Below are 19933 nucleotides of genomic sequence, written 5' to 3'. Positions count from 1 at the left end.
TCGACCTCCGCCGGTTCCGAACGGCCTCGCCCCGGGCCCCTCGCCCCGGCTCCCGGGCATCGGGCATCGGGCATCGGGCATCGGGACATTACGATCATCCGATCACCCCGCACCCGATCCCGCCTGGAGCACGCACCCCGATGGCCGAGCCGACGACCGAGCCGACGACCAGGACGACCTGGGCCCGGCGAGTCACCGACGGCGTCGAGCCGAAGAACGTGATCATCGCGATGCTGCCGCTGCTGGGCGTGCTGCGCTACGGCTGGAAGGGCCTCGGCTGGGCGGCGTTCGCCGCGCTGTTCGCGGCGGTCGTCCCGACCCTGTTCATCCAGCGCGGCATCCGCAAGGGCACCCTGGAGGACCGGCACGTCGGCCACCGGCAGCGGCGCCTGGTGGTGATCCCGTTCATCATGCTGTCGGTGCTGACCAGCCTCGCGGTGATGCTCTGGCTGGACGCGCCCGCCGACCTGACCGCGATGGTGCTGGCGATGTTCGCCTCACTGGTCCCGATCCTGGTGATCACCGTCTGGTGGAAGGTCTCCATCCACACCGCCGTCGCCGGCGGCGCGGTGGTCTGCCTGGCCGTCGCGCTCGGCCCCTGGTGGCTGCTGCTCGCCCCGGTGGTCGCACTGATCGGCTGGTCCCGCGTGGTGCTGCGGGACCACACCGCCGCGCAGACCGTCGCCGGCGCGGCGGTGGGTGCCCTGACCGCCGGACTCACCTTCTGGGCCGCCCGGTAACAGCCGCCGGAGCGGCCACCCGTGGCCGCCCGCGACCACCCCGAACAGCCGCCCGAACCGCTTCGCGACCGGTCACCGAATCGGCAGGCCGGAGATCGCCCGGGCGATCACCAGCCGCTGGATCTCGCTGGTCCCCTCGAAGATCGAGTAGATCGCGCTGTCCCGGTGCATCCGCTCCACCGGGTACTCCCGGGTGAACCCGTTGCCCCCGAGGATCTGCATCGCCTGCGCGGTGACCCACTTGGCGGTCTCACCCGCGTACAGCTTGGACATCGAACCCTCGGCCGAGGTGAACGGCTGGTTGGTGGCCGCCATCCAGGACGCCCGCCAGACCAGCAGCCGGGAGGCGTCGATCCGGGTCCTCATGTCGGCCAGTTGGAAGGCCACACCCTGGTTGTCGATGATCGGACGGCCGAACTGCACCCGGGTCTTCGCGTAGTCGAGCGCCACCTCGTACGCGGCCCGGGCGATGCCGATCGCCTGCGCGCCGACCGCCGGGCGGGAGGCCTCGAAGGTGGCCATCGCGGCGTTTCCCCGGCCGCCGCCCTTCCGGGCGCCCTCGCGGGCCCGGGCCAGCCGCTCCGTCAGCTTCTCCCGACCACCGAGCAGGCAGTGGCCGGGCACCCGGACACCGTCCAGAACGACCTCCGCGGTGTGCGAGGCGCGGATGCCGTGCTTCTTGAACTTCTGGCCCTGACTCAGCCCGGGCGTACCCGGCGGGACGACGAAGGACGCCTGCCCGCGCGCGCCGAGCCGCGGATCGACGGTGGCCACCACCACGTGGACGGCGGCGATCCCGCCGTTGGTGGCCCAGGTCTTGGTGCCGTTCAGCACCCACTCGTCCTTGGCCTCGTCGTAGACGGCGCGGGTGCGCAGCGCGGAGACGTCGGAGCCGGCGTCCGGCTCGGAGGAGCAGAACGCGGCGACCTTGACGTCGCCCGGCGTGCCGAACATCTGCGGCGCCCAGGTGCCGATCTGCTCGTCGGTGCCGTTGGCGAGCACCGCGACGGCGGCCAGCGTGGTGCCGACGATGGCGAGGCCGATGCCCGCGTCGCCCCAGAACAGTTCCTCCATGGCGATCGGGATGCCCACGCCGGAGGGGTCGAAGTACTGCTGGGCGTAGAAGTCCGGGGAGTAGATGCCCAGCCTGGCGGCCTCCTGGATGATCGGCCAGGGGGTCTCCTCGCGTTCGTCCCACTCGGCCGCGGCGGGCCGCATCACGTCGGCGGCGAAGCCGTGCAGCCAGTCGCGTACGGCGAGCTGGTCCGCGCCCGGGTCCAGCGAGAAGGTGCCCATGGTGCCTCCGGTCGAAGGGGTCGAGGGGGTCCGGACGGTGCGGGAGGGTCTGCGGCGGCACCCGCGAGCGGCCCCCGGGGAGCGGGCGCCGAAACGGTGTCGGGCCGGTGTTACCGGCGGTAACATCGCCGGAGTCTGCTACTGATGGGCAACACGTGTCAACGCCCCCGCCCGGACCAGCCAGGAGCCCCCGTATGCCATCCGCCGCCCCCGCCAACCCCGGCGAGCCGCGCCGCGAGCAACTGCTCAACGCCGCCGACCGGGTGATCCGGCGCGACGGGCCGGCCGCCAGCATGAACGCCATCGCCGCCGAGGCGGGGATCACCAAACCGATCCTCTACCGCCACTTCGGCGACCGGAACGGGCTGATCCGGGCCCTGACCGAGCGCCACACCCGCAGTCTGCTGGCCGCCGTCCGGGCCGCACTCACCGAACCGCTGGAGCGCCGGGACCGGGTCGAACACGTACTGGACACCTACCTGGCCGGCATCGAGGCCCGCCCTCAGGTCTACCGGCTGCTCACCCACCCCGAGCCCGGCGACCCGGGCGGCGCGGGCAACGCGCTCGCCCCGGCCCTGCGGCAGATCGCGGAGGAGATCACCGGGGCCGTGCGGAGCCAGGTGGACCTCGGCCCCGACCGCGACCTGCTCGCCGAGGCCTGGGGCCGGGGCATCACCGGCATGGTGCTGGCGGCCGGCGACTGGTGGCTGGAGTCCCGGCCCTGCTCACGCCCCCGGATGGTCCAGGCGCTCGCCGACCTGCTCTGGGGCCGGCTGGCCGCGGCCGCCGACCTGCCGACCGCCGTCCCGCCCACCGCACCGGCCCCCGATCCCGCCGCACCGGCGTCCGACCCGCGCTGAGGCCCCCGGCCCGTGGCCCGGCACCGGCGACCCGGCACCGGTGGCCCGCCGGCGAGGGGCGGGCCACCGGACGGGCGCTCCCCTACGCCAGGCCCCGGCGCGCCAGCAGCGGCCCGGTCTGCGGGTCCCGCCCGATCACCGCGCGGAAGGAGTCCAGCGCGTCCCGGCTGTCGCCGCGCGACAGCAGCTCGGCCCGGAACACCTCACCGCTCTCCCGCACCCCGCGGCCGTTCCCCTTGAACCACTCCACCGTCTCGGCGTCCAGCACCTCCGACCAGATGTAGGCGTAGTAGCCCGCGCTGTACCCGCCGGCGAAGATGTGCGTGAAGTAGGCCGTCCGGTAGCGCGGCGGGATCGCCGCCACCGCGAGCCCGGCCTTGGCCAGCGCCCGCGCCTCGAACTCCTCGGCGTCCGCGATCTCCTGGCCGGCCGGCACGGTGTGCCAGGCCCAGTCCAGCAGCGTCGCCGCCAGGTACTCGACCGTGCGGAAGCCCTGCCCGAAGCCCTCCGCCGCCGCCATCCGCTCGACCAGCTCGGCCGGCAGCGGCTCGCCCGTCACATGGTGCTTGGCGTAGTTGGCCAGGACGGCCGGCCAGACCATCCACATCTCGTTGACCTGCGAGGGGAACTCGACGAAGTCCCGCGGCACGGCCGTCCCCGCGAAGTACGGGTAGCGGACGTCCGAGAACAGCCCGTGCAGCGCGTGCCCGAACTCGTGGAACAGCGTGCGCACCTCGTCCCAGGAGAGCAGCACCGGCTCGCCGGACGCCGGGCGGGCGATGTTCAGGTTGTTCATCACCACCGGCCGCCGGCCGAGCAGCCTCGACTGGGTGACCAGCTCGTCCATCCAGGCGCCGCCGCGCTTGGACGCCCGCGCGTGGAAGTCCCCGAGGAACAGGCCCAGCGAGCCGCCGTCCGCCTCGAACACCTCGAAGACCCGCACGTCCGGGTGGTACGCCGTCAGGTCCGGCCGCTCGGTGAAGGTCACCCCGTACGCCAGGTTCGCCGCGAAGAAGACGCCCTCGTGCAGCACCCGCTCCAGCTCGAAGTACGGGCGCAGCGCCGCCGCGTCCACCTGGTACGAGGACTGCCGGACCAGCTCCGAGTAGTACGCCCAGTCGTGCGCCGCGATCTCGTCGATCCCGTCGGCCGCCGCCAGGGCGGCCAGCTCCGCCGCCTCCCGGCGCGCGTTGGCCACCGCCGGCGGCACCAGCCTGGCCAGCAGCCCGTCCACCGCCTCGACGGTGCCGGCGGTCTCGTCCGCGACCACGTGGGCGGCGTGCGTGCCGTACCCGAGCAGCCGGGCCCGCTCGGCGCGCAGGGTGGCCATCCGGATCGCCAGTGGGCCGTTGGCCCGGGCCGCGCGGCCCAGCGAGGCGGCCATCAGGCGTTCGCGGACCGAGCGGTCGGTGAGGAAGGCCAGCTCGGTCTGGTTGGAGAAGTTCTTCAGGCTCAGCACGTACTTGCCGTCGTGCCCGAGCGCCCGCCCGTTCTCCGCCGCCGCGGCGATCGCGTCCGGGGAGAGCCCGTCCAGCTGCTCGGCGGAGTCCAGCACCAGCGCCCTGGCCTGCGAGTCGGCCGACACGTTCTGCCGGAACGCCGTCTCGGCGGCGGCCAGTTCGGCGTTCAGCCCGCGCAGCCGCTCCTGGTCGGCGGCCCCCAGCCGGGCGCCGGCCCGGACGAAGGCGGTGTGCCGGCGCTCCAGCAGCCGCAGCGACTCCCCGTCCAGGCCGAGCCCGTCGCGCCGCCCGTACAGCTCCTCGATCCGGGCGAACAGCTCGGCGTCCAGGTGGATCGCGTCGTCGTGTGCGGCGAGCCTCGGGCTGACCTCGGCGTCGATCCGGTCGATCACCGGTGTGGTGTCGGAGGAGGACTGGTTGAGGAACACCGCGTTCACCCGGCGCAGCAGCGACCCCGAACGCTCCAGCGCGATCACCGTGTTGTCGAAGGTCGGCGGCTCGGGGTCGGCGGTGATCGCGGCGATCTCGGCGAGCTGGTCGGCCATACCGCGCTCGAACGCCGGCAGGTAGTGCTCCTCCCGGATCTCGGCGAACGGCGGCAGTTCGTAGGCCAGGGTGCTGGCCTTGAAGAACGGGTTCTCGGTCATTTCGCCGACCCTACGCGGTGTCACCCGGGCTGCCTACGCCCCCCGCCCCGAGCCGGACGCCGGTTGTCGTACCCACCGGCTACCGTCGAGGTCACACGCCCGTACGCCCGAGAGGAGGAGCCCCCGTGGCACCCCGGATCGCCCTCGTCCCCGACCCGCACGGCCCGGGTGGCCGGCTCCAGCCCCTCGACGACTCCGGCGCCCCGCTCGGTCCGCCCGCCGCCACCGCCGACCTCGCCGCCGCCGTCGCCGAACGGGAGGCGGCCGAGCACCCGCGCTGGGTCTGGGCCGCCGCCGACAGCGGCTACGCGCCGCTGCTCCCCCGACTGCCCGACCGGCTCGCCCGCTGCCACGACCTGCGACTGGCCGAGGCGCTGCTGCTGGCCCACGAGGGCCGGTTCGGCGCACCGCGCTCGCTCGGCGCGGCCTGGGCCCGGCTGAAGGGCCTGCCCGTCCCCGCCGATCTGCCCGAGCCGGGCTCCGCCGACTCCGGCGACGGGCAGGACACCCTGTTCGCCCCCGACCGCCTGCAACTGCCGCCGGGCGCCGACCCACTGACCGCCGTGGTCGCCGTCCACGCCGAGCAGCAGCGCCGGCTGGCCGCCATCGCCGACCCGGCCGCCCGGTCCCGGTTCCGGCTGCTGGTCGCCGCCGAGTCGGCCGGCGCACTGGTGGCCGCCGAGATGGCGGACGACGGCCTGCCCTGGCGCGCCGACATCCACGACCGGCTGCTCACCGAACTGCTCGGCCCGCGTCCGACCGTCCCCGGCACCCAGCCGAGGCTGCTGGCCGAGCTGGCCGTCGAGCTCCAGCAGGCGCTCGGCGGGCGCCCGTTCAACCCCGACTCGCACAGCCAGGTACTGCGCGCCTTCGCCGACCGGGGCATCCAGCTCGGCTCCACCCGCTCCTGGGAGCTGAAGGAGGTGGACCACCCGGCCGCCGCGCTGATGATCCGCTACAAGGAGCTGTCCCGGATCCACGCCGCGCACGGCTGGGCCTGGCAGGACGCCTGGGCCCGCGGTGGCCGGTTCCGCCCCGAGTACGTGGTCGGCGGCGTGGTCTCCGGCCGCTGGGCCAGCCGGGGCGGCGGCGCCCTGCAGATCCCGCGCATCCTGCGCCGCGCCGTGGTCGCCGACCCGGGCTGGCTGCTGGTCGTCGCGGACGCCGCCCAGCTGGAGCCGCGGGTGCTGGCCGCCCTCTCCCAGGACGCCGGGCTGGCCCGCACCGCAGCCGGCGGCGACCTGTACGAGGCGCTGGCCGCCAGCGCCTTCCAGGGCGACCGCGACAAGGCCAAGCTCGGCCTGCTGGGCGCCATGTACGGGCAGACCAGCGGCGACATCGGCCCGCTGCTGAACACCCTGCGCCACCGCTACCCCGCCGCCATGGGGTACGTGGAGGCGGCCGCCCGTACCGGCGAGGACGGCGGCGTGGTCGTCTCCCGGCTGGGCCGGGCCTGCCCGCCGCCCTCGGCCGACTGGCTCGACCTCACCGAGGCCCCCGAGAACGCGGCGGACGCGGGCGGCCGCTCGGCCCGCGCCCGGGGCCGCTTCACCCGCAACTTCGTCATCCAGGCCAGCGCCGCCGACTGGGCGCTGGCGCTGCTCGCCGCGCTGCGCCGCCGGCTGAACGCGCTGCCGGCGGCCGGCCCGGACGACCGCCCGCACCTGGTGTTCTTCCAGCACGACGAGGTGGTGGTGCACACCCCGGCCAATCTCGCCGACCAGGTGGCGGCGGCCGTCGCCGAGGCGGCCGACGAGGCCCGGCAGCTGGTCTTCGGGGACACCCCGGTCCGTTTCCCGCTGACCACCGCGGTGGTGGACTGCTACGCCGACGCCAAGTAGCGCCTGAGCCGCCCCCTCGCCCACACCTCCCGGACCACCGCCTTCCGGCCCTACACCTTCCGGAAGGCCCGCGCTTCCTCGGCCGCCGCGACCACCTCGGCCAGCGCCGCCCCGGTGGAGGCCGTCACGGCGGCGGCGACCGCACCCTCCACGAACGGCGCGTCCACCAGCACCGTGCCGGGGCGCGGCTCGTCCTCCAGGACCGCGACGGCGGTCAGCACCGAGCTCCCCAGGTCGGGCAGCACCACCACCCCCGCCCCGCCGTCCGCCGCCACGACGGCCCGCGCGATCAGGTCGTAGCTGGTGCCGAGCCCGCCGTCCTCCGTCCCGGCCGCCACCACCACCCGCACCGCGTCCGAAGCCAGTTCGCCCAGCAGCTCGCGCAGCCCGGCGGCCAGCTGTGCGCTGTGCGAGACCAGGACGATGCCCACGTAGTCGCTCATGGCCCCGACCCTACGACCGGCCCGCTGCTCCGGCGGAGTGATCCGTCCGACCCCGTCCTCCGCGTGTCGCAACCGGTGCCGACCACCCCCGTCTGGCGTAGCGTCGGGGCAGCACCGTCTGCCGAGGGAGCGAAGCGCTGTGAAGAAGCTGATCAACACCCCGGAGAGCGTCCTGGAGGACGCGCTGGCCGGAGTCGCGGCCGCCCACCCGGAGTTGACGGTGGACATCGCGAACCGGGTGATCACCCGCGCGGTCCGCCCGGAGGCGTCCAAGGTCGCCCTGGTCTCGGGCGGCGGGTCGGGCCACGAGCCGCTGCACGGTGGCTTCGTCGGCCCGGGCATGCTGGACGCGGCCTGCCCGGGCGAGGTGTTCACCTCCCCGGTGCCGGACCAGATGCTGGCCGCCGCCAGGGCCGTGGACTCCGGCGCCGGGGTGGTCTTCGTGGTGAAGAACTACACCGGCGACGTGATGAACTTCGAGCTGGCCGCCGAACTGGCCGCCGAGGAGGGCCTGGAGGTCCGCACCGTCCTGGTCGACGACGATGTCGCGGTCGAGGACTCGACCTGGACGGCGGGCCGCCGGGGCACCGGAGCGACCGTGCTGGTGGAGAAGGCGGCCGGTGCGCTGGCCGAGCGCGGCGCGACGCTGGACGAGGTGGCAGCCCTGGGCGAGCGGGTCAACGCCGCCTCCCGCTCCTTCGCGGTCGCGCTGACCGCCGCGACCGTCCCGGCGGCCGGCAAGCCCGGCTTCGACCTGCCGGAGGACGAGATCGAGGTCGGGGTCGGCATCCACGGCGAGCCCGGCCGGCGCCGCGAGAAGCTCCGCCCGGCCCGCGAGCTGGCCGCCGAGGTGGTCGAGACCATCCTCACCGACCACGACCTGACCGCCGGGGACGAGGTGATCGCCCTGCTGAACGGCCTCGGGGGCACCCCGCTGCTGGAGCTGTACATCGTCTTCGGCGAGGTCGCCGCCCGGCTGGCCGGACGCGGTATCACGGTGGCCCGCAGCCTGGTCGGCAACTACGTCACCAGCCTCGACATGGCGGGCTTCTCCCTCACCCTCACCAAGGCCGACGCCCAGCTGCTGGAGCTGTGGGACGCCCCGGTGGACACCCCCGCCCTCAAGCGGGCCTGAACGGAAGGCGGACACCACCGTCATGGACAACGCAGTCAGGGACGGCGCGGCCGAGGGCGGTGCGGCCGAGGGCTTCGGCACCGCCCGCGCCGAGGCCTGGGTCCGCGCGATCGCCACGGCCGTCGAGAAGGAGCAGGATCGGCTCACCGAACTGGACTCGGCGATCGGGGACGGCGACCACGGCAGCAACCTGCGGCGCGGCTTCGCCGCCGTGCTGACCGCCCTGGACGGCCTCGACCCGGCCGGCCCGGGCGCACTGCTGAACAGGACCGGCACCACGCTGATCTCCAAGGTCGGCGGCGCCTCCGGCCCGCTGTACGGCAAGGCCTTCCGCGCCATCGGCGCCGCCCTGCCCGACACCGCCCTGCCCGACACCGCCCTGCCCGACACCGCTCTGCCCGACGCCGCCGCACTCGGCGAGGCGCTGGCCGCCGGCCTGGACGCGATCCGCGCCCTCGGCAAGGCCGAGCCCGGCGACAAGACCATCGTCGACGCGTACACCCCGGCGGTGGCCGCCTACCGGGCGGCGGTGGCGGCGGGCGCCGGGCTGCCCGGGGCCGCCTCGGCGGCGGCGGCCGCGGCCGAGCAGGGGGCGCGCGACACCGTACCGCTCCAGGCCCGCAAGGGGCGCGCCTCCTACCTCGGCCCGCGCAGCATCGGCCACCAGGACCCGGGCGCCACCTCGACCGCGCTGATCTTCCGCGCCCTCGCGGAGGTCACCGCGGCCTGAACCGGGAGCCGGCCGGTGCCCGCTACCGGTCGGTGCGGGTGATCAGCAGCAGCAGCGCGTCGTCCCGCAGTTCCCCGCCGGTGTGCTCCAGCAGGTCGGCGTAGATCCGGCCGACCGCCGCCTCCAGCTCCGCCGCCGAGCGGGCCGCGCCCCGGACCAACGGGCCGGCCCGCTCCGCCAGCGGGTAGAACTCGCCGTTCTTCCGGTGCCGGGCCTCGACCACACCGTCGGTGCAGAGCACCAGCACGTCGTCGTGGCCGAACGGCTGGTCCCAGGTGGCCGGCTCACCGGGGGCCAGCCGGCCGAGGCCCAGCGGCACCCACGGGTCCGGGGCGTCCAGCACGTGCGCCCGGCCCTCCCGGTCCACCCGGATCGGCGGGACGTGCCCGTACTGGAGCAGTTCCATCACCCCCGGCGTCCGGAACTCGGCGAACAGCGCCGTGGTGAACTCCCCGGCCGGCGCGTGCCGCTCGACGCTGGCCTCGATCCGCGCGGCCACCCCGCGCAGCCCGGCCTCGTCGTACGCGGCCTCCCGGAACGAGCCGAGCACCACGGCGGCGGTCTGCACCGCCCCCAGCCCCTTGCCGCGGACGTCCCCGACCGCGACCCGGGTGCCGTGCGGGGTCTCCAGCACCGAGTAGAGGTCGCCGCCGATCCGCGAGGCGTCGGCGGCGGAGACGTACCGCACCGCCAGATGCAGCGGTCCGACCACCGGGCCCGGCAGCCGCAGCAGCGCCCGCTGGGCGGCCTCGGCCACCGAGCTGACGGCCGCGAAGGCCGCCGCGCGCCGCATCCGGATCTTGGCCACCCAGGCGGAGAACAGCGTCAGCATCAGGTAGCTGACCATCGCGCCGTACAGGAAGCGGTCGTCGTTGACGTCGGCGACCTCGTCGTAGTGGCTGAGCCCGAAGACCGAGAGCAGCCCGAGCGAGCAGACCATCAGCAGCTCGACCGGCCGCAGGGTGAGCGCGGCGATGGTCGGGACGACGGACATCAGCGGTGCGAGGTAGCGGTCCTTGCCGGAGAGGAAGTCCGCGAGCGCCACCAGCAGGATCGCGATCAGCGCCGGGGTGGCCCGCCGCCAGAACGGCACGTCCTGGAGATCGGCGGCCAGCAGGGCGCCACGTCGCCGGTCCGGCGGGAGTCCCGAGGCAGTCGGGACCGCGGGCGACTGGGCACGGCGGATCGGAAACACATATCGAACATAACGGACGATCAACGCACTCACCCACCCACCCGCCCCATCGCCCCGCCCGCCCCCGGCGTGGATTCCGGCACGACGTAGTCACACGCATACGCTCTGCACTCGGATCGCACCGCAATGCGATCCACGCCACATCACTCACTCTCCCGAGGAATACCCCTTGGGGGTATGGTGTTATCAGAATCAGAGTCCGGGCGCAGACCCGTGGCAGCGCAAATCCTTTCGGAGGCCCCGATGTCCAGCACCATCACCTACACCGTGACCGGCATGAGCTGCGGCCACTGCGAGAGCTCGATCAGCAAGGAGCTCTCCACCCTGACCGGCGTCACCGAGGTGGCCGCCGACGCCAAGGCAGGCACCGTGACGGTCTCCTCCGCCACCGAGCTCGACGACGACCAGGTCCGCGCCGCGGTCGACGAGGCCGGCTACGAGCTGGTCGGCCGGTCCGCCTGAGCCCCCCGCAGTACGGCGGGGGCCGGACGAGCCCCACCCCGCGCCCCCGCCGTACGCTCTCTTCAAGGAGCTGATCAGCATGAGCACCTCCACTCCGGGCACCAGCGCCCCGGGCGCGACCGCCGGCATAGGCGGCCAGGACGGCCGGGCCGCCGTACAGGACCGGGTCGAGCTGTCGATCGGCGGGATGACCTGCGCCTCCTGCGCGGCCCGGATCGAGAAGAAGCTCAACCGGATGGACGGCGTCGAGGCCACCGTCAACTTCGCCACCGAGAAGGCCCGGGTCGACTTCGGGCCCGGAGTGAGCGTGGCGGACCTCATCGCCACCGTCGAGAACACCGGGTACACCGCCGAGCTGCCCCCGCCGCCGGCCACCGCGGCCACCGCTCCCGGCACGGCCGCCGCCGCCGAGGAGCAGCCGCCGGCCGACCCGCTGCTGGACCGGCTGCTGATCAGCGCCGTCCTCAGCATCCCCGTGGTCATGCTGTCGATGGTCCCGTCCCTGCAGTTCACCAACTGGCAGTGGCTGGCCTTCGCACTCACCGGCCCGGTCGTCGTCTACGGCGGCCTGCCGTTCCACAAGGCCGCCTGGACCAACCTCAAGCACGGCGCCGCGACCATGGACACCCTGGTCTCGCTCGGCACCCTGGCCGCCTTCGGCTGGTCGTTCTGGGCCCTGTTCTGGGGCGAGGCGGGCATGGCCGGGATGCGGCACGACTTCTCGTTCTCGATCGGCGACACCGACGCCTCCTCCACGCTCTACCTGGAGACGGCCGCCGCCGTCACCGTGCTGATCCTGCTCGGCCGCTACCTGGAGGCCCGCTCCAAGCGCCGCGCCGGCGCCGCCCTGCACGCCCTGCTCGACCTGGGCGCCAAGGACGTCGCCGTGCTCCAGAACAACCGCGAGGTGCGGATGCCGGTGGCCCAACTGGCCGTCGGGATGCGCTTCGTGGTCCGCCCGGGCGAGAAGATCGCCACCGACGGCGTGGTCGTCGAGGGCGCCTCCGCCGTGGACGCCTCGATGCTCACCGGCGAGTCCGTGCCCGTCGAGGTCGCGGTCGGCGACTCCGTCACCGGCGCCACCGTCAACGCCGGCGGCCGTCTGGTGGTCGAGGCCACCCGGGTCGGCGCCGACACCCAGCTCTCCCGGATGGCCCGGCTGGTCGAGGACGCACAGAACGGCAAGGCCGCCGCCCAGCGGCTGGCCGACCGGATCTCCGCCGTCTTCGTGCCGGTCGTCATCCTGATCGCGCTCGGCACCCTGGTCGGCTGGCTGCTGGTCTCCAACAGCCCCACCGAGGCGTTCACCGCCGCCGTCGCCGTCCTGATCATCGCCTGCCCCTGTGCCCTGGGTCTGGCCACCCCGACCGCGCTGATGGTCGGCACCGGGCGCGGCGCCCAGCTCGGCATCCTGATCAAGGGCCCGGAGGTACTGGAGACCACCCGCCGGGTGGACACCATCGTGCTGGACAAGACCGGCACCGTCACCACCGGCCGGATGGCGCTCGCCGCCGTGCACACCGCCGACGGTGTCACCGAGACCGAGGCGCTGCGGCTGGCCGGCGCGCTGGAACACGCCTCCGAGCACCCGATCGCCGCCGCGATCGCCGCGGCCGCCGCCGAGCGGACCGGCGAACTGCCGCCCGTCGAGGGCTTCGAGAACGTCCCGGGCCGGGGCGTGCAGGGCGTCGTCGAGGGCCACGCCGTGGTCGCCGGGCGCGAGGCGCTGCTCGCCGACTGGGCCCAGCACCTGCCGCCGGCCCTCGCCGCCGCCAAGGCCGCCGCCGAGGCCGCCGGCCGGACCGCCGTGGCGGTCGGCTGGGACGGCGAGGCGCGGGCTGTCCTGGAGGTCGCCGACGCGGTCAAGCCGACCAGCGCCGAGGCGATCGCCGACCTGCGGGCCCTGGGCCTGCGGCCGGTCCTGCTGACCGGCGACAACCGGCTGGTCGCCGAGGCGGTGGCGGCCGAGGTCGGCATCGCCCCGGAGGACGTGATCGCCGAGGTGCTGCCGGAGGACAAGGTCAGCACCGTCAAGCGCCTCCAGGCCGAGGGCCGCTCGGTCGCGATGGTCGGCGACGGCGTCAACGACGCCGCCGCGCTCGCCCAGGCCGACCTGGGCCTGGCGATGGGCACCGGCACCGACGCCGCGATCGAGGCAAGCGACCTGACCCTGGTCCGCGGCGACCTGCGCTCAGCGGCGGACGCCATCCGGCTCTCCCGGCGGACCCTCGGCACCATCAAGGGCAACCTGTTCTGGGCCTTCGGCTACAACGTCGCGGCGATCCCGCTCGCTGCGGCCGGCCTGCTCAACCCGATGATCGCCGGTGCCACGATGGCCTTCTCCTCGGTCTTCGTGGTCACCAACAGCCTCCGGCTGCGCCGCTTCCGGGCCGCCTGACCCGCGGACGCCGAAGGACCCGTACCGCTTGGTACGGGTCCTTCGGCGTCCGCGACCGCGCGGCCGGGCCGTCAACGGCCGAGCAGCTCGCCGCCGTTGCAGTGCAGGATCTCGCCGGTGATGAACCCGGCCTCGGGCGAGGCCAGGAAGTAGACCGCCGCCGCGACCTCGCCGGTCTCGCCGACCCGGCCGAGCAGCGTCCGGGCGGCCCGGCGGGAGACCTCCGCCTCGTCCAGCCGCGGACCGAAGAACTCGGTGCCGGCCACCGTTCCCGGGGCGACGATGTTGGCGGTGATGCCCGAGGTGCCCAGCTGCGCGGCCAGGAAGTGGTTCCAGGCGTGCAGCGAGGCCTTGGCCGCCCCGAACGAACCGGCGCCGCGCAGCGCCGCGATCGAGCTGATGGTGACCACCCGGCCGGCGCCCGGGGTGAGCCGGTCGCGGATGGACTCGGTGAGCATCACCACGGTCAGCACATTGCGCTCGAAGTCCCCGCGCCAGCGGGCCAGCAGGGCGTGCGGACCGGCCCCGATCACCGTCTCCCGGCTGCCCGCGTTGTTCACCAGGACGTCGATCCGCTCCGGCAGCGCGGCCAGCGCGGCCTCCACCGCGTCCGGGTCGGCGAGGTCGCAGACCAGCGGGGTGACGTTCGGCCCGAGGTCGGCGGCGGACTGTTCGAGCACCGCCCGCCGGCGGCCGACGATCACGACCTGTTCGCCCGCCTCGGCGAACCGCCGCGCCACCTCGTACCCGATACCCGTGCCACCACCGGTGACAACGACGTTCCTGGCCATCTGCGCGCTCCCTCCCCAGTTCCGCCGCCACGCTGCGAGGGTGCGGGACGGTCCCTACCGGAATGCCACGATTCCTATCACGCTCGGTTGCCGTGACTGCGGGGAGGGTGACGTCGCGCGCGCGGGAAGGTGTGGTATGGGCGCGGCACCACGCGCACACGGAGCGTGGCGAGAGGCAGCTCACACCCCCCCGGCGTAACTTCTCGCACCCTGATACGTCTTAGGTTGGTAGTGCGGCAGTTTTTTGGTGGGCGGAGACGTGGCGAACGGCATCATGTCACCGCGTTGCCACGCTGCCGCCGACGGGGCTCCGGCGGGCCCCGGGTCGGTCGTCGACTTCGACGGCCTTCGCGCACGACGCCGGGGTGTGGCGGGTCAGGGACGCTTTGAGCGGCCGTCCCGGGCTGCGGCCGGCCCCGGAGTCGTGCGCCGTACGTGTGCGGCCCCGCGAGGGACGCGGAAGGGCCCGGTCGCACTCCCCGGAATCTCGGGAGTGCGGCCGGGCCCTTCCGGTGCCTGGGTCAGCGGGCGTCGAGAGCCACGTAGTCGCGGATCGCGGTGCCGGTGTAGATCTGGCGCGGACGGCCGATCCGGCTGGTCGGGTCGTTGATCATCTCGTGCCAGTGGGCGATCCAGCCCGGCAGCCGGCCGAGGGCGAACAGCACGGTGAACATGCTGGTCGGGAAGCCCATGGCGCGGTAGATCAGGCCGGTGTAGAAGTCCACGTTCGGGTACAGCTTGCGGGAGACGAAGAAGTCGTCGCTGAGCGCGTGCTCCTCCAGCTTCAGCGCGATCTCGAGCAGCTCGTCGGACTTGCCGAGCTGGCCGAGCACCTCGTGCGCAAGGATCTTGACCTGCGCGGCGCGCGGGTCGAAGGCCTTGTAGACGCGGTGGCCGAAGCCCATCAGCTTGACGCCGTCCTCGCGGTTCTTCACCTTGCGGATGAACGCGTCGACGTCGCCGCCGTCCTTCTGGATGCTCTCCAGCATCTCCAGCACGGCCTGGTTGGCGCCACCGTGCAGCGGGCCCCAGAGCGCCGAGATGCCGGCCGAGATGGACGCGAACTGGTTGGCGTGGCTGGAGCCCACCAGGCGGACGGTGGAGGTCGAGCAGTTCTGCTCGTGGTCCGCGTGCAGGATCAGCAGCTTGTCCAGCGCGTTGACGATCACCGGGTTGAGCTCGTAGTCCTCGGCCGGGACCGCGAAGGTCATCCGGAGGAAGTTCTCGACGTAGCTCAGGTCGTTGCGCGGGTAGACGAACGGCTGGCCGACCGACTTCTTGTACGCGTAGGCCGCGATCGTCGGCAGCTTCGCCAGCAGGCGGACCGTCGACAGGTGGCGCTGGGCGGCGTCGAAGGGGTTGTGGCTGTCCTGGTAGAAGGTGGACAGCGCACCGACCACCGAGGACAGCATCGCCATCGGGTGGGCGTCGCGCGGGAAGCCCTGGTAGAAACGCTTGACGTCCTCGTGCAGCAGGGTGTGCTGGGTGATCTCGCGGTTGAACTCCGCCAGCTGGTCCGGGGTCGGCAGCTCGCCGTTGATCAGGAGGTACGCGGTCTCGATGAAGCTGCCCTGCTCGGCGAGCTGCTCGATCGGGTAGCCGCGGTACCGCAGGATGCCGTTGTCACCGTCCACGAAGGTGATCGCGGACTTGTACGCGGCGGTGTTACCGAAGCCGTTGTCCAGGGTGACCAGGCCGGTCTGCGGGAGCAGCTTCGAGATGTCGAAGCCGGCGTTGCCCGCAGTGCTCTCGACGACGGGGTACTCGTACTCGCCGTCCTGGTACCGCAGTACTACCGAGTTGTCGCTCACGTCTTCCTCACCGACGAAATGAATCCTCTTCCAAGGTGCCCTGACTGTCTCTACCATCCCCCATCTGGCGGACAGCCGCGCACCCGGGGTGGCCCGGAAGGGCCCGCCCCTACAAAACCTTCTGCCGCAGCCGGTACGAACCGGACAAGATCGGCACCACCCTAGGCTCTGTCGTAAATCTCTTCACGTCAAGAGAACAATAGAGGCAACCATCCCTTGGAGAATCATCCAGTTGCCAGCCGGTGATCCAACGCGGCATGCCTCCTACCTGCACTGACGGTTCGAACAGCCTGAGCGATCGCCTTCCGTGACCCGACCAGCACAACCAGTTTCCGCGCCCTGGTCACAGCGGTGTAGAGGAGGTTCCGCTGGAGCATCGTCCAGGCGGACGTGGTGACCGGAATCACCACCACGGGATACTCGCTGCCCTGCGACCGGTGGATCGTCACCGCGTACGCGTGGGCCAGCTCGTCCAGCTCGTCGAAGTCGTACGGCACCTCCTCGTCCTCGTCGGTGAGCACCGTCAGCCGCTGGTCGTCCACGCTGAGCGCGGTCACCACTCCCACTGTGCCGTTGAAGACGCCGTTCCGCCCCTTGTCGTAGTTGTTCCGGATCTGGGTGACCTTGTCCCCGACCCGGAACGTCCGCCCGCCGAACCGCCGCTCCGCCAGCCCCTCCCGGGCCGGCGTCACCGCCGCCTGCAGCAGCGTGTTCAGGTTCCCCGCGCCCGCCGGGCCCCGGTGCATCGGCGCCAGCACCTGTACGTCCCGCCGCGCGTCGAACCCGAACCGCTGCGGAATCCGCCGCGCCACCACGTCCACGGTCAGGCCCGCCGCCTGCTCCGTGTCGTCCTCCACGAACAGGAAGAAGTCCGGCAGGCCCTCCGTCAGCGGCGGCAGGCCCTCGTTGATCCGGTGCGCGTTGGTCACCACCCCCGACTCCTGCGCCTGCCGGAAGATCCTGGTCAGCCGCACCGACGGGATCGGCCCACCCGGCGTCAGCAGATCCCGCAGCACCTCGCCGGCGCCCACCGACGGCAGCTGGTCCACATCCCCCACGAACAGCAGGTGCGCCCCCGGCGCCACCGCCTTGACCAGCTTGTTCGCCAGGATCAGGTCCAGCATGGACGCCTCGTCGACCACCACCAGGTCGGCGTCCAGCGGGCGGTCCCGGTCGTACGCCGCGTCCCCGCCGGGCCTCAGCTCCAGCAGCCGGTGAACGGTGGACGCCTCCACCCCGGTCAGCTCCGACAGCCGCTTCGCCGCCCGGCCGGTCGGTGCCGCCAGCACCACCTTCGCCCGCTTCGCCAGCGCCAGCGTCACGACCGACTTCACCGTGAACGACTTGCCGCAGCCGGGGCCCCCGGTCAGCACCGCGACCTTCTCGGTCAGTGCCAGCCGCACCGACTGCTCCTGCTCCGGCGCCAGCTCCACCCCCGTACGCTTCGCCAGCCAGCCCAGTGCGGCCGGCCAGTCCACGTCCGCGAACCACGGCATCCGGTCCACGTCCGACCGCAGCAGCCGCAACAGCTGGTTGGCGAGCGAGATCTCCGCCCGGTGGAACGGGACCAGGTACACCGCGGTGATCGGCTCACCGCTCTCCCCCGGCACCGACTCCCGCACCACTCCCTCCGCGGCCACCAGCTCCGCCAGGCAGTCGATCACCAGCCCCACGTCCACCTGGAGCAGCTTCACCCCGTCCGCGATCAGCCGCTCCTCCGGCAGGAAGCAGTGCCCCTGGTCACTGCTCTGCGACAGCGCGTACTGCAGCCCCGCCTTCACCCGCTCCGGACTGTCGTGCGGGATCCCCACCGCCTGCGCGATCCGGTCCGCCGTCAGAAAGCCGATGCCCCACACGTCCGACGCCAGCCGGTACGGCTCGTTCTTCACCACCCCGATCGAGCCGTCCCCGTACTGTTTGTAGATTCGTACGGCCAGCGAGGTCGACACCCCGACCCCCTGCAGAAAGACCATCACCTCCTTGATGGACTTCTGCTCCTCCCAGGCGGCCGCGATCTTCTTGGTCCGCTTCGGCCCGAGCCCCGGCACCTCGATCAGCCGGCCCGGCTCGTTCTCGATCACCTCCAGGGTGTCCACCCCGAACCGCTCCACGATCCGCTCCGCGAACCGCGGCCCGATCCCCTTGATCAGCCCCGAGCCCAGATAGCGCTGGATCCCCTGCACCGTGGCCGGCAGCACCGTCGTGTAGTTCTCCACCACGAACTGCTTGCCGTACTGCGGATGCGACCCCCACCGCCCGTGCAGCCGCAGCGACTCCCCCGGCTGCGCCCCCAGCAGCGCGCCCACCACCGTCAGCAGGTCGTTCGCGCCCCGGCCGGTGTCCACCCGGGCGACGGTGTACCCCGTCTCCTCGTTGGCGTACGTGATCCGCTCCAGCACGCCCTCGACCTGGGCGAGCTGGCGCGGCGCGGCTACCTGGCCCGCCTGCGCCTGCCTGGCCACCGGACCCCCTTCACCAGTGCGGGTGGACCATTCCGCTACGCACCGTACCGCCCGGCCACGACAGCCGGGTCCGGGCCCTGCGATGCAGCGGTCCGGCCGAGGTGCCAGGCTGGGAGAAAACCACGGGGGGCACCGACCGCACCCGCGTCACGGCGTGCCCGTCCAAGGAGCAGTGCCACCATGCTCACCACCGCCTTCGTCCCCGGCTCCCCCAACTGGCTCGACCTCGGCAGCCCCGACACCCGGGCCTCCGTCGACTTCTACACCGCCCTGTTCGGCTGGACCTTCGACTCGGCCGGCCCCGAGGCCGGCGGCTACGGCTTCTTCCAGCAGGAAGGGCGCACGGTCGCCGCCCTCGGCCCGCTCACCGAGGAGGGCTCGACGCCCGCCTGGACGCTCTACTTCTGCACCCTCGACGCCGACCGCACCGCCGAACTCGTCGAGGAAGCCGGCGGCCGGGTGCGATTCACCCCGTTCGACGTCTTCACCAACGGCCGGATGGCCGGTTTCACCGACCCCACCGGCGCCGAGTTCGCCGTCTGGCAGCCCCGCGACACCAGGGGCCTCGACGCCGTGACCGACGAGAACACCCTCTGCTGGGCCGAGTGCTACAGCATCGACGCCGAGGCCGCGAAGACCTTCTACCGCCGTGTCTTCGGCTGGCAGGAGCAGGACGTCCCGCTCGAGGGCGCGCTGTACACCGTCCTCACCCCGGCCGGCGGCGGCACCGACGACGCGCTCGGCGGCATCATGCAGCTCGGCCCCGAGCAGACGGCCGCCGGCACCTCCTCGCACTGGCTCCCCTACTTCGAGGTCCCCAACGTGGACGCCAGCCTCGCCATCGCCGACAAGCTGGGCGCCACCACCCGGATCCCGGCCATGGACGTCCACGGCGTCGGCCGTCTCGCCCAGCTGATCGACCCGCACGGCGCGGTCTTCGCCGTCATCACCAGCGCGGCGCCCGGTGAGTGACGCCCACTCACCCCTCACCGCGGGCGTGGACGGCCCCTGAGCGGCCCTGGGTGGCCCTGGACCCTCGGCCCGGGGCGAGAGAGGGCCACGGTCGCGGGGCCGGGTCCCCGGGGTGGCCCTACGCTCTGGTCATGGACAACCTGATCATGGACAGCCTGACGATCCGCCGCGCCACCGCCGACGACGTCCCGGCGATCGTCGCGATGCTCGCCGACGACCCGCTGGGCGCCACCCGCGAGAGCCCCGGCGACCTCACCCCCTACCACCCCGCCTTCGCCCGCATCGACGCCGACCCGCAGCAGCACCTGGTGGTCGCCGAACGCGCCGGCCGGACCGTCGGCACCCTCCAGCTCACCGTCGTCCCCGGTCTCGCCAGGAAGGGCGCCACCCGCACCATCATCGAGGCCGTCCGGATCCACGCCGACGAACGGGGCACCGGCCTCGGCAGCGAGCTGATCACCTGGGCGATCGACCGCTCCCGCGAGCTCGATGCCGATCTCGTCCAGCTCACCTCCGACGCGACGCGCACCGACGCGCACCGTTTCTACGAGCGCCTCGGCTTCGTCCCGTCGCACCTCGGTTTCAAACTCGCGCTGTAAACGCAGAGAACCCCCACCCGGAATCGGGTGGGGGTTCTCTGGAATAATTGTTCGGCGGCGTCCTACTCTCCCACAGGGTCCCCCCTGCAGT

At 73.1% G+C, this 19933-nt stretch carries 16 protein-coding genes; 9 read left to right on the top strand and 7 right to left on the bottom strand.

The genetic code is table 11. The annotated features are described in order from the left end of the window. The first annotated feature begins 140 nt into the window (after window positions 1–140). Window positions 141–740 (top strand): phosphatase PAP2 family protein, encoded by a 600-nt coding sequence (locus ACIQIB_RS26610; protein WP_363608090.1) that lies wholly within the window; start codon window positions 141–143, stop codon window positions 738–740. 72 nt (window positions 741–812) lie between these two features. On the opposite strand, the gene ACIQIB_RS26605 is transcribed toward ACIQIB_RS26610, so the two are convergent. Continuing rightward, window positions 813–2036, bottom strand: a complete 1224-nt coding sequence (locus ACIQIB_RS26605) for an acyl-CoA dehydrogenase family protein (RefSeq protein WP_363608091.1) — start codon at window positions 2034–2036, stop codon at window positions 813–815. A gap of 194 nt (window positions 2037–2230) precedes the next feature. Between ACIQIB_RS26605 and ACIQIB_RS26600 the strand changes: the two genes are divergently transcribed. Continuing rightward, window positions 2231–2896: a TetR family transcriptional regulator gene (locus ACIQIB_RS26600; RefSeq protein ID WP_363608092.1), complete on the top strand. Its 666-nt coding sequence runs from the start codon at window positions 2231–2233 to the stop codon at window positions 2894–2896. Window positions 2897–2978: 82 nt separating this feature from the next. Here ACIQIB_RS26600 and ACIQIB_RS26595 read toward each other — a convergent pair whose 3' ends face one another. Beyond that, complete coding sequence (locus ACIQIB_RS26595) at window positions 2979–5003, bottom strand: M3 family metallopeptidase (protein WP_400761096.1); 2025 nt, start codon at window positions 5001–5003, stop codon at window positions 2979–2981. Between the two features lie 125 nt (window positions 5004–5128). Between ACIQIB_RS26595 and ACIQIB_RS26590 the strand changes: the two genes are divergently transcribed. Further along, entirely contained in the window at window positions 5129–6844 is a 1716-nt protein-coding gene (locus tag ACIQIB_RS26590) for a bifunctional 3'-5' exonuclease/DNA polymerase (protein WP_400761094.1), read from the top strand. A gap of 50 nt (window positions 6845–6894) precedes the next feature. On the opposite strand, the gene dhaM is transcribed toward ACIQIB_RS26590, so the two are convergent. Continuing rightward, complete coding sequence (gene dhaM, locus ACIQIB_RS26585; RefSeq protein ID WP_400655796.1) at window positions 6895–7287, bottom strand: dihydroxyacetone kinase phosphoryl donor subunit DhaM; 393 nt, start codon at window positions 7285–7287, stop codon at window positions 6895–6897. Between the two features lie 139 nt (window positions 7288–7426). On the opposite strand from dhaM, the gene dhaK reads away from it, so the two are divergent. Then, complete coding sequence (dhaK, locus tag ACIQIB_RS26580; protein WP_363608096.1) at window positions 7427–8422, top strand: dihydroxyacetone kinase subunit DhaK; 996 nt, start codon at window positions 7427–7429, stop codon at window positions 8420–8422. Window positions 8423–8444: 22 nt separating this feature from the next. Beyond that, window positions 8445–9152 carry a dihydroxyacetone kinase subunit DhaL gene (gene dhaL, locus ACIQIB_RS26575; RefSeq protein WP_400761091.1) on the top strand — a complete coding sequence of 236 codons (708 nt, stop codon included), beginning with the start codon at window positions 8445–8447 and terminating at the stop codon, window positions 9150–9152. Between the two features lie 22 nt (window positions 9153–9174). Here dhaL and ACIQIB_RS26570 read toward each other — a convergent pair whose 3' ends face one another. Next, a complete protein-coding gene (locus ACIQIB_RS26570) occupies window positions 9175–10347 on the bottom strand; it encodes a PP2C family protein-serine/threonine phosphatase (protein WP_363608098.1) in 1173 nt (390 codons plus the stop codon). A gap of 243 nt (window positions 10348–10590) precedes the next feature. Here ACIQIB_RS26570 and ACIQIB_RS26565 point away from each other — a divergent pair, with 243 nt between their 5' ends. Next, window positions 10591–10809 carry a cation transporter gene (locus ACIQIB_RS26565; RefSeq protein ID WP_363608099.1) on the top strand — a complete coding sequence of 73 codons (219 nt, stop codon included), beginning with the start codon at window positions 10591–10593 and terminating at the stop codon, window positions 10807–10809. A 79-nt stretch (window positions 10810–10888) separates the two neighbouring features. Continuing rightward, a complete protein-coding gene (locus ACIQIB_RS26560; protein ID WP_363608100.1) occupies window positions 10889–13207 on the top strand; it encodes a heavy metal translocating P-type ATPase in 2319 nt (772 codons plus the stop codon). A gap of 71 nt (window positions 13208–13278) precedes the next feature. Here the strand turns inward: ACIQIB_RS26560 and ACIQIB_RS26555 are convergent, their stop codons facing one another. The 3 genes from ACIQIB_RS26555 to ACIQIB_RS26545 form a co-directional block, all read right to left on the bottom strand. After that, a complete protein-coding gene (locus ACIQIB_RS26555; RefSeq protein WP_363608101.1) occupies window positions 13279–13998 on the bottom strand; it encodes an SDR family oxidoreductase in 720 nt (239 codons plus the stop codon). A 521-nt stretch (window positions 13999–14519) separates the two neighbouring features. Continuing rightward, entirely contained in the window at window positions 14520–15809 is a 1290-nt protein-coding gene (locus tag ACIQIB_RS26550; RefSeq protein WP_363608102.1) for a citrate synthase, read from the bottom strand. A gap of 224 nt (window positions 15810–16033) precedes the next feature. Next, on the bottom strand, window positions 16034–18271 hold the full coding sequence (locus ACIQIB_RS26545) for an ATP-dependent RecD-like DNA helicase (protein ID WP_363608103.1): 2238 nt from the start codon (window positions 18269–18271) through the stop codon (window positions 16034–16036). A 180-nt stretch (window positions 18272–18451) separates the two neighbouring features. Between ACIQIB_RS26545 and ACIQIB_RS26540 the strand changes: the two genes are divergently transcribed. Both ACIQIB_RS26540 and ACIQIB_RS26535 read left to right on the top strand, forming a co-directional pair. Then, window positions 18452–19243 (top strand): VOC family protein, encoded by a 792-nt coding sequence (locus ACIQIB_RS26540; RefSeq protein ID WP_363608104.1) that lies wholly within the window; start codon window positions 18452–18454, stop codon window positions 19241–19243. Between the two features lie 146 nt (window positions 19244–19389). After that, complete coding sequence (locus ACIQIB_RS26535) at window positions 19390–19842, top strand: GNAT family N-acetyltransferase (protein ID WP_400761193.1); 453 nt, start codon at window positions 19390–19392, stop codon at window positions 19840–19842. Window positions 19843–19933: the final 91 nt, after the last annotated feature.

The sequence above is a fragment of the Kitasatospora sp. NPDC092286 genome (assembly GCF_044755565.1).
GTDB lineage: Bacteria > Actinomycetota > Actinomycetes > Streptomycetales > Streptomycetaceae > Kitasatospora.
This window is presented reverse-complemented; position numbering and strand designations above follow the sequence as displayed.

Bases quoted from the DNA above. Each gene is read 5' to 3' on its own strand.
- ACIQIB_RS26600 (WP_363608092.1), top strand. From the start codon at position 2,231: ATGCCATCCGCCGCCCCCGCCAACCCCGGCGAGCCGCGCCGCGAGCAA.
- ACIQIB_RS26595 (WP_400761096.1), bottom strand. From the start codon at position 5,003: ATGACCGAGAACCCGTTCTTCAAGGCCAGCACCCTGGCCTACGAACTG.
- ACIQIB_RS26560 (WP_363608100.1), top strand. From the start codon at position 10,889: ATGAGCACCTCCACTCCGGGCACCAGCGCCCCGGGCGCGACCGCCGGC.
- ACIQIB_RS26610 (WP_363608090.1), top strand. From the start codon at position 141: ATGGCCGAGCCGACGACCGAGCCGACGACCAGGACGACCTGGGCCCGG.
- dhaL (WP_400761091.1), top strand. From the start codon at position 8,445: ATGGACAACGCAGTCAGGGACGGCGCGGCCGAGGGCGGTGCGGCCGAG.
- dhaM (WP_400655796.1), bottom strand. From the start codon at position 7,287: ATGAGCGACTACGTGGGCATCGTCCTGGTCTCGCACAGCGCACAGCTG.
- ACIQIB_RS26535 (WP_400761193.1), top strand. From the start codon at position 19,390: ATGGACAGCCTGACGATCCGCCGCGCCACCGCCGACGACGTCCCGGCG.
- ACIQIB_RS26605 (WP_363608091.1), bottom strand. From the start codon at position 2,036: ATGGGCACCTTCTCGCTGGACCCGGGCGCGGACCAGCTCGCCGTACGC.
- ACIQIB_RS26540 (WP_363608104.1), top strand. From the start codon at position 18,452: ATGCTCACCACCGCCTTCGTCCCCGGCTCCCCCAACTGGCTCGACCTC.
- ACIQIB_RS26555 (WP_363608101.1), bottom strand. From the start codon at position 13,998: ATGGCCAGGAACGTCGTTGTCACCGGTGGTGGCACGGGTATCGGGTAC.
- ACIQIB_RS26565 (WP_363608099.1), top strand. From the start codon at position 10,591: ATGTCCAGCACCATCACCTACACCGTGACCGGCATGAGCTGCGGCCAC.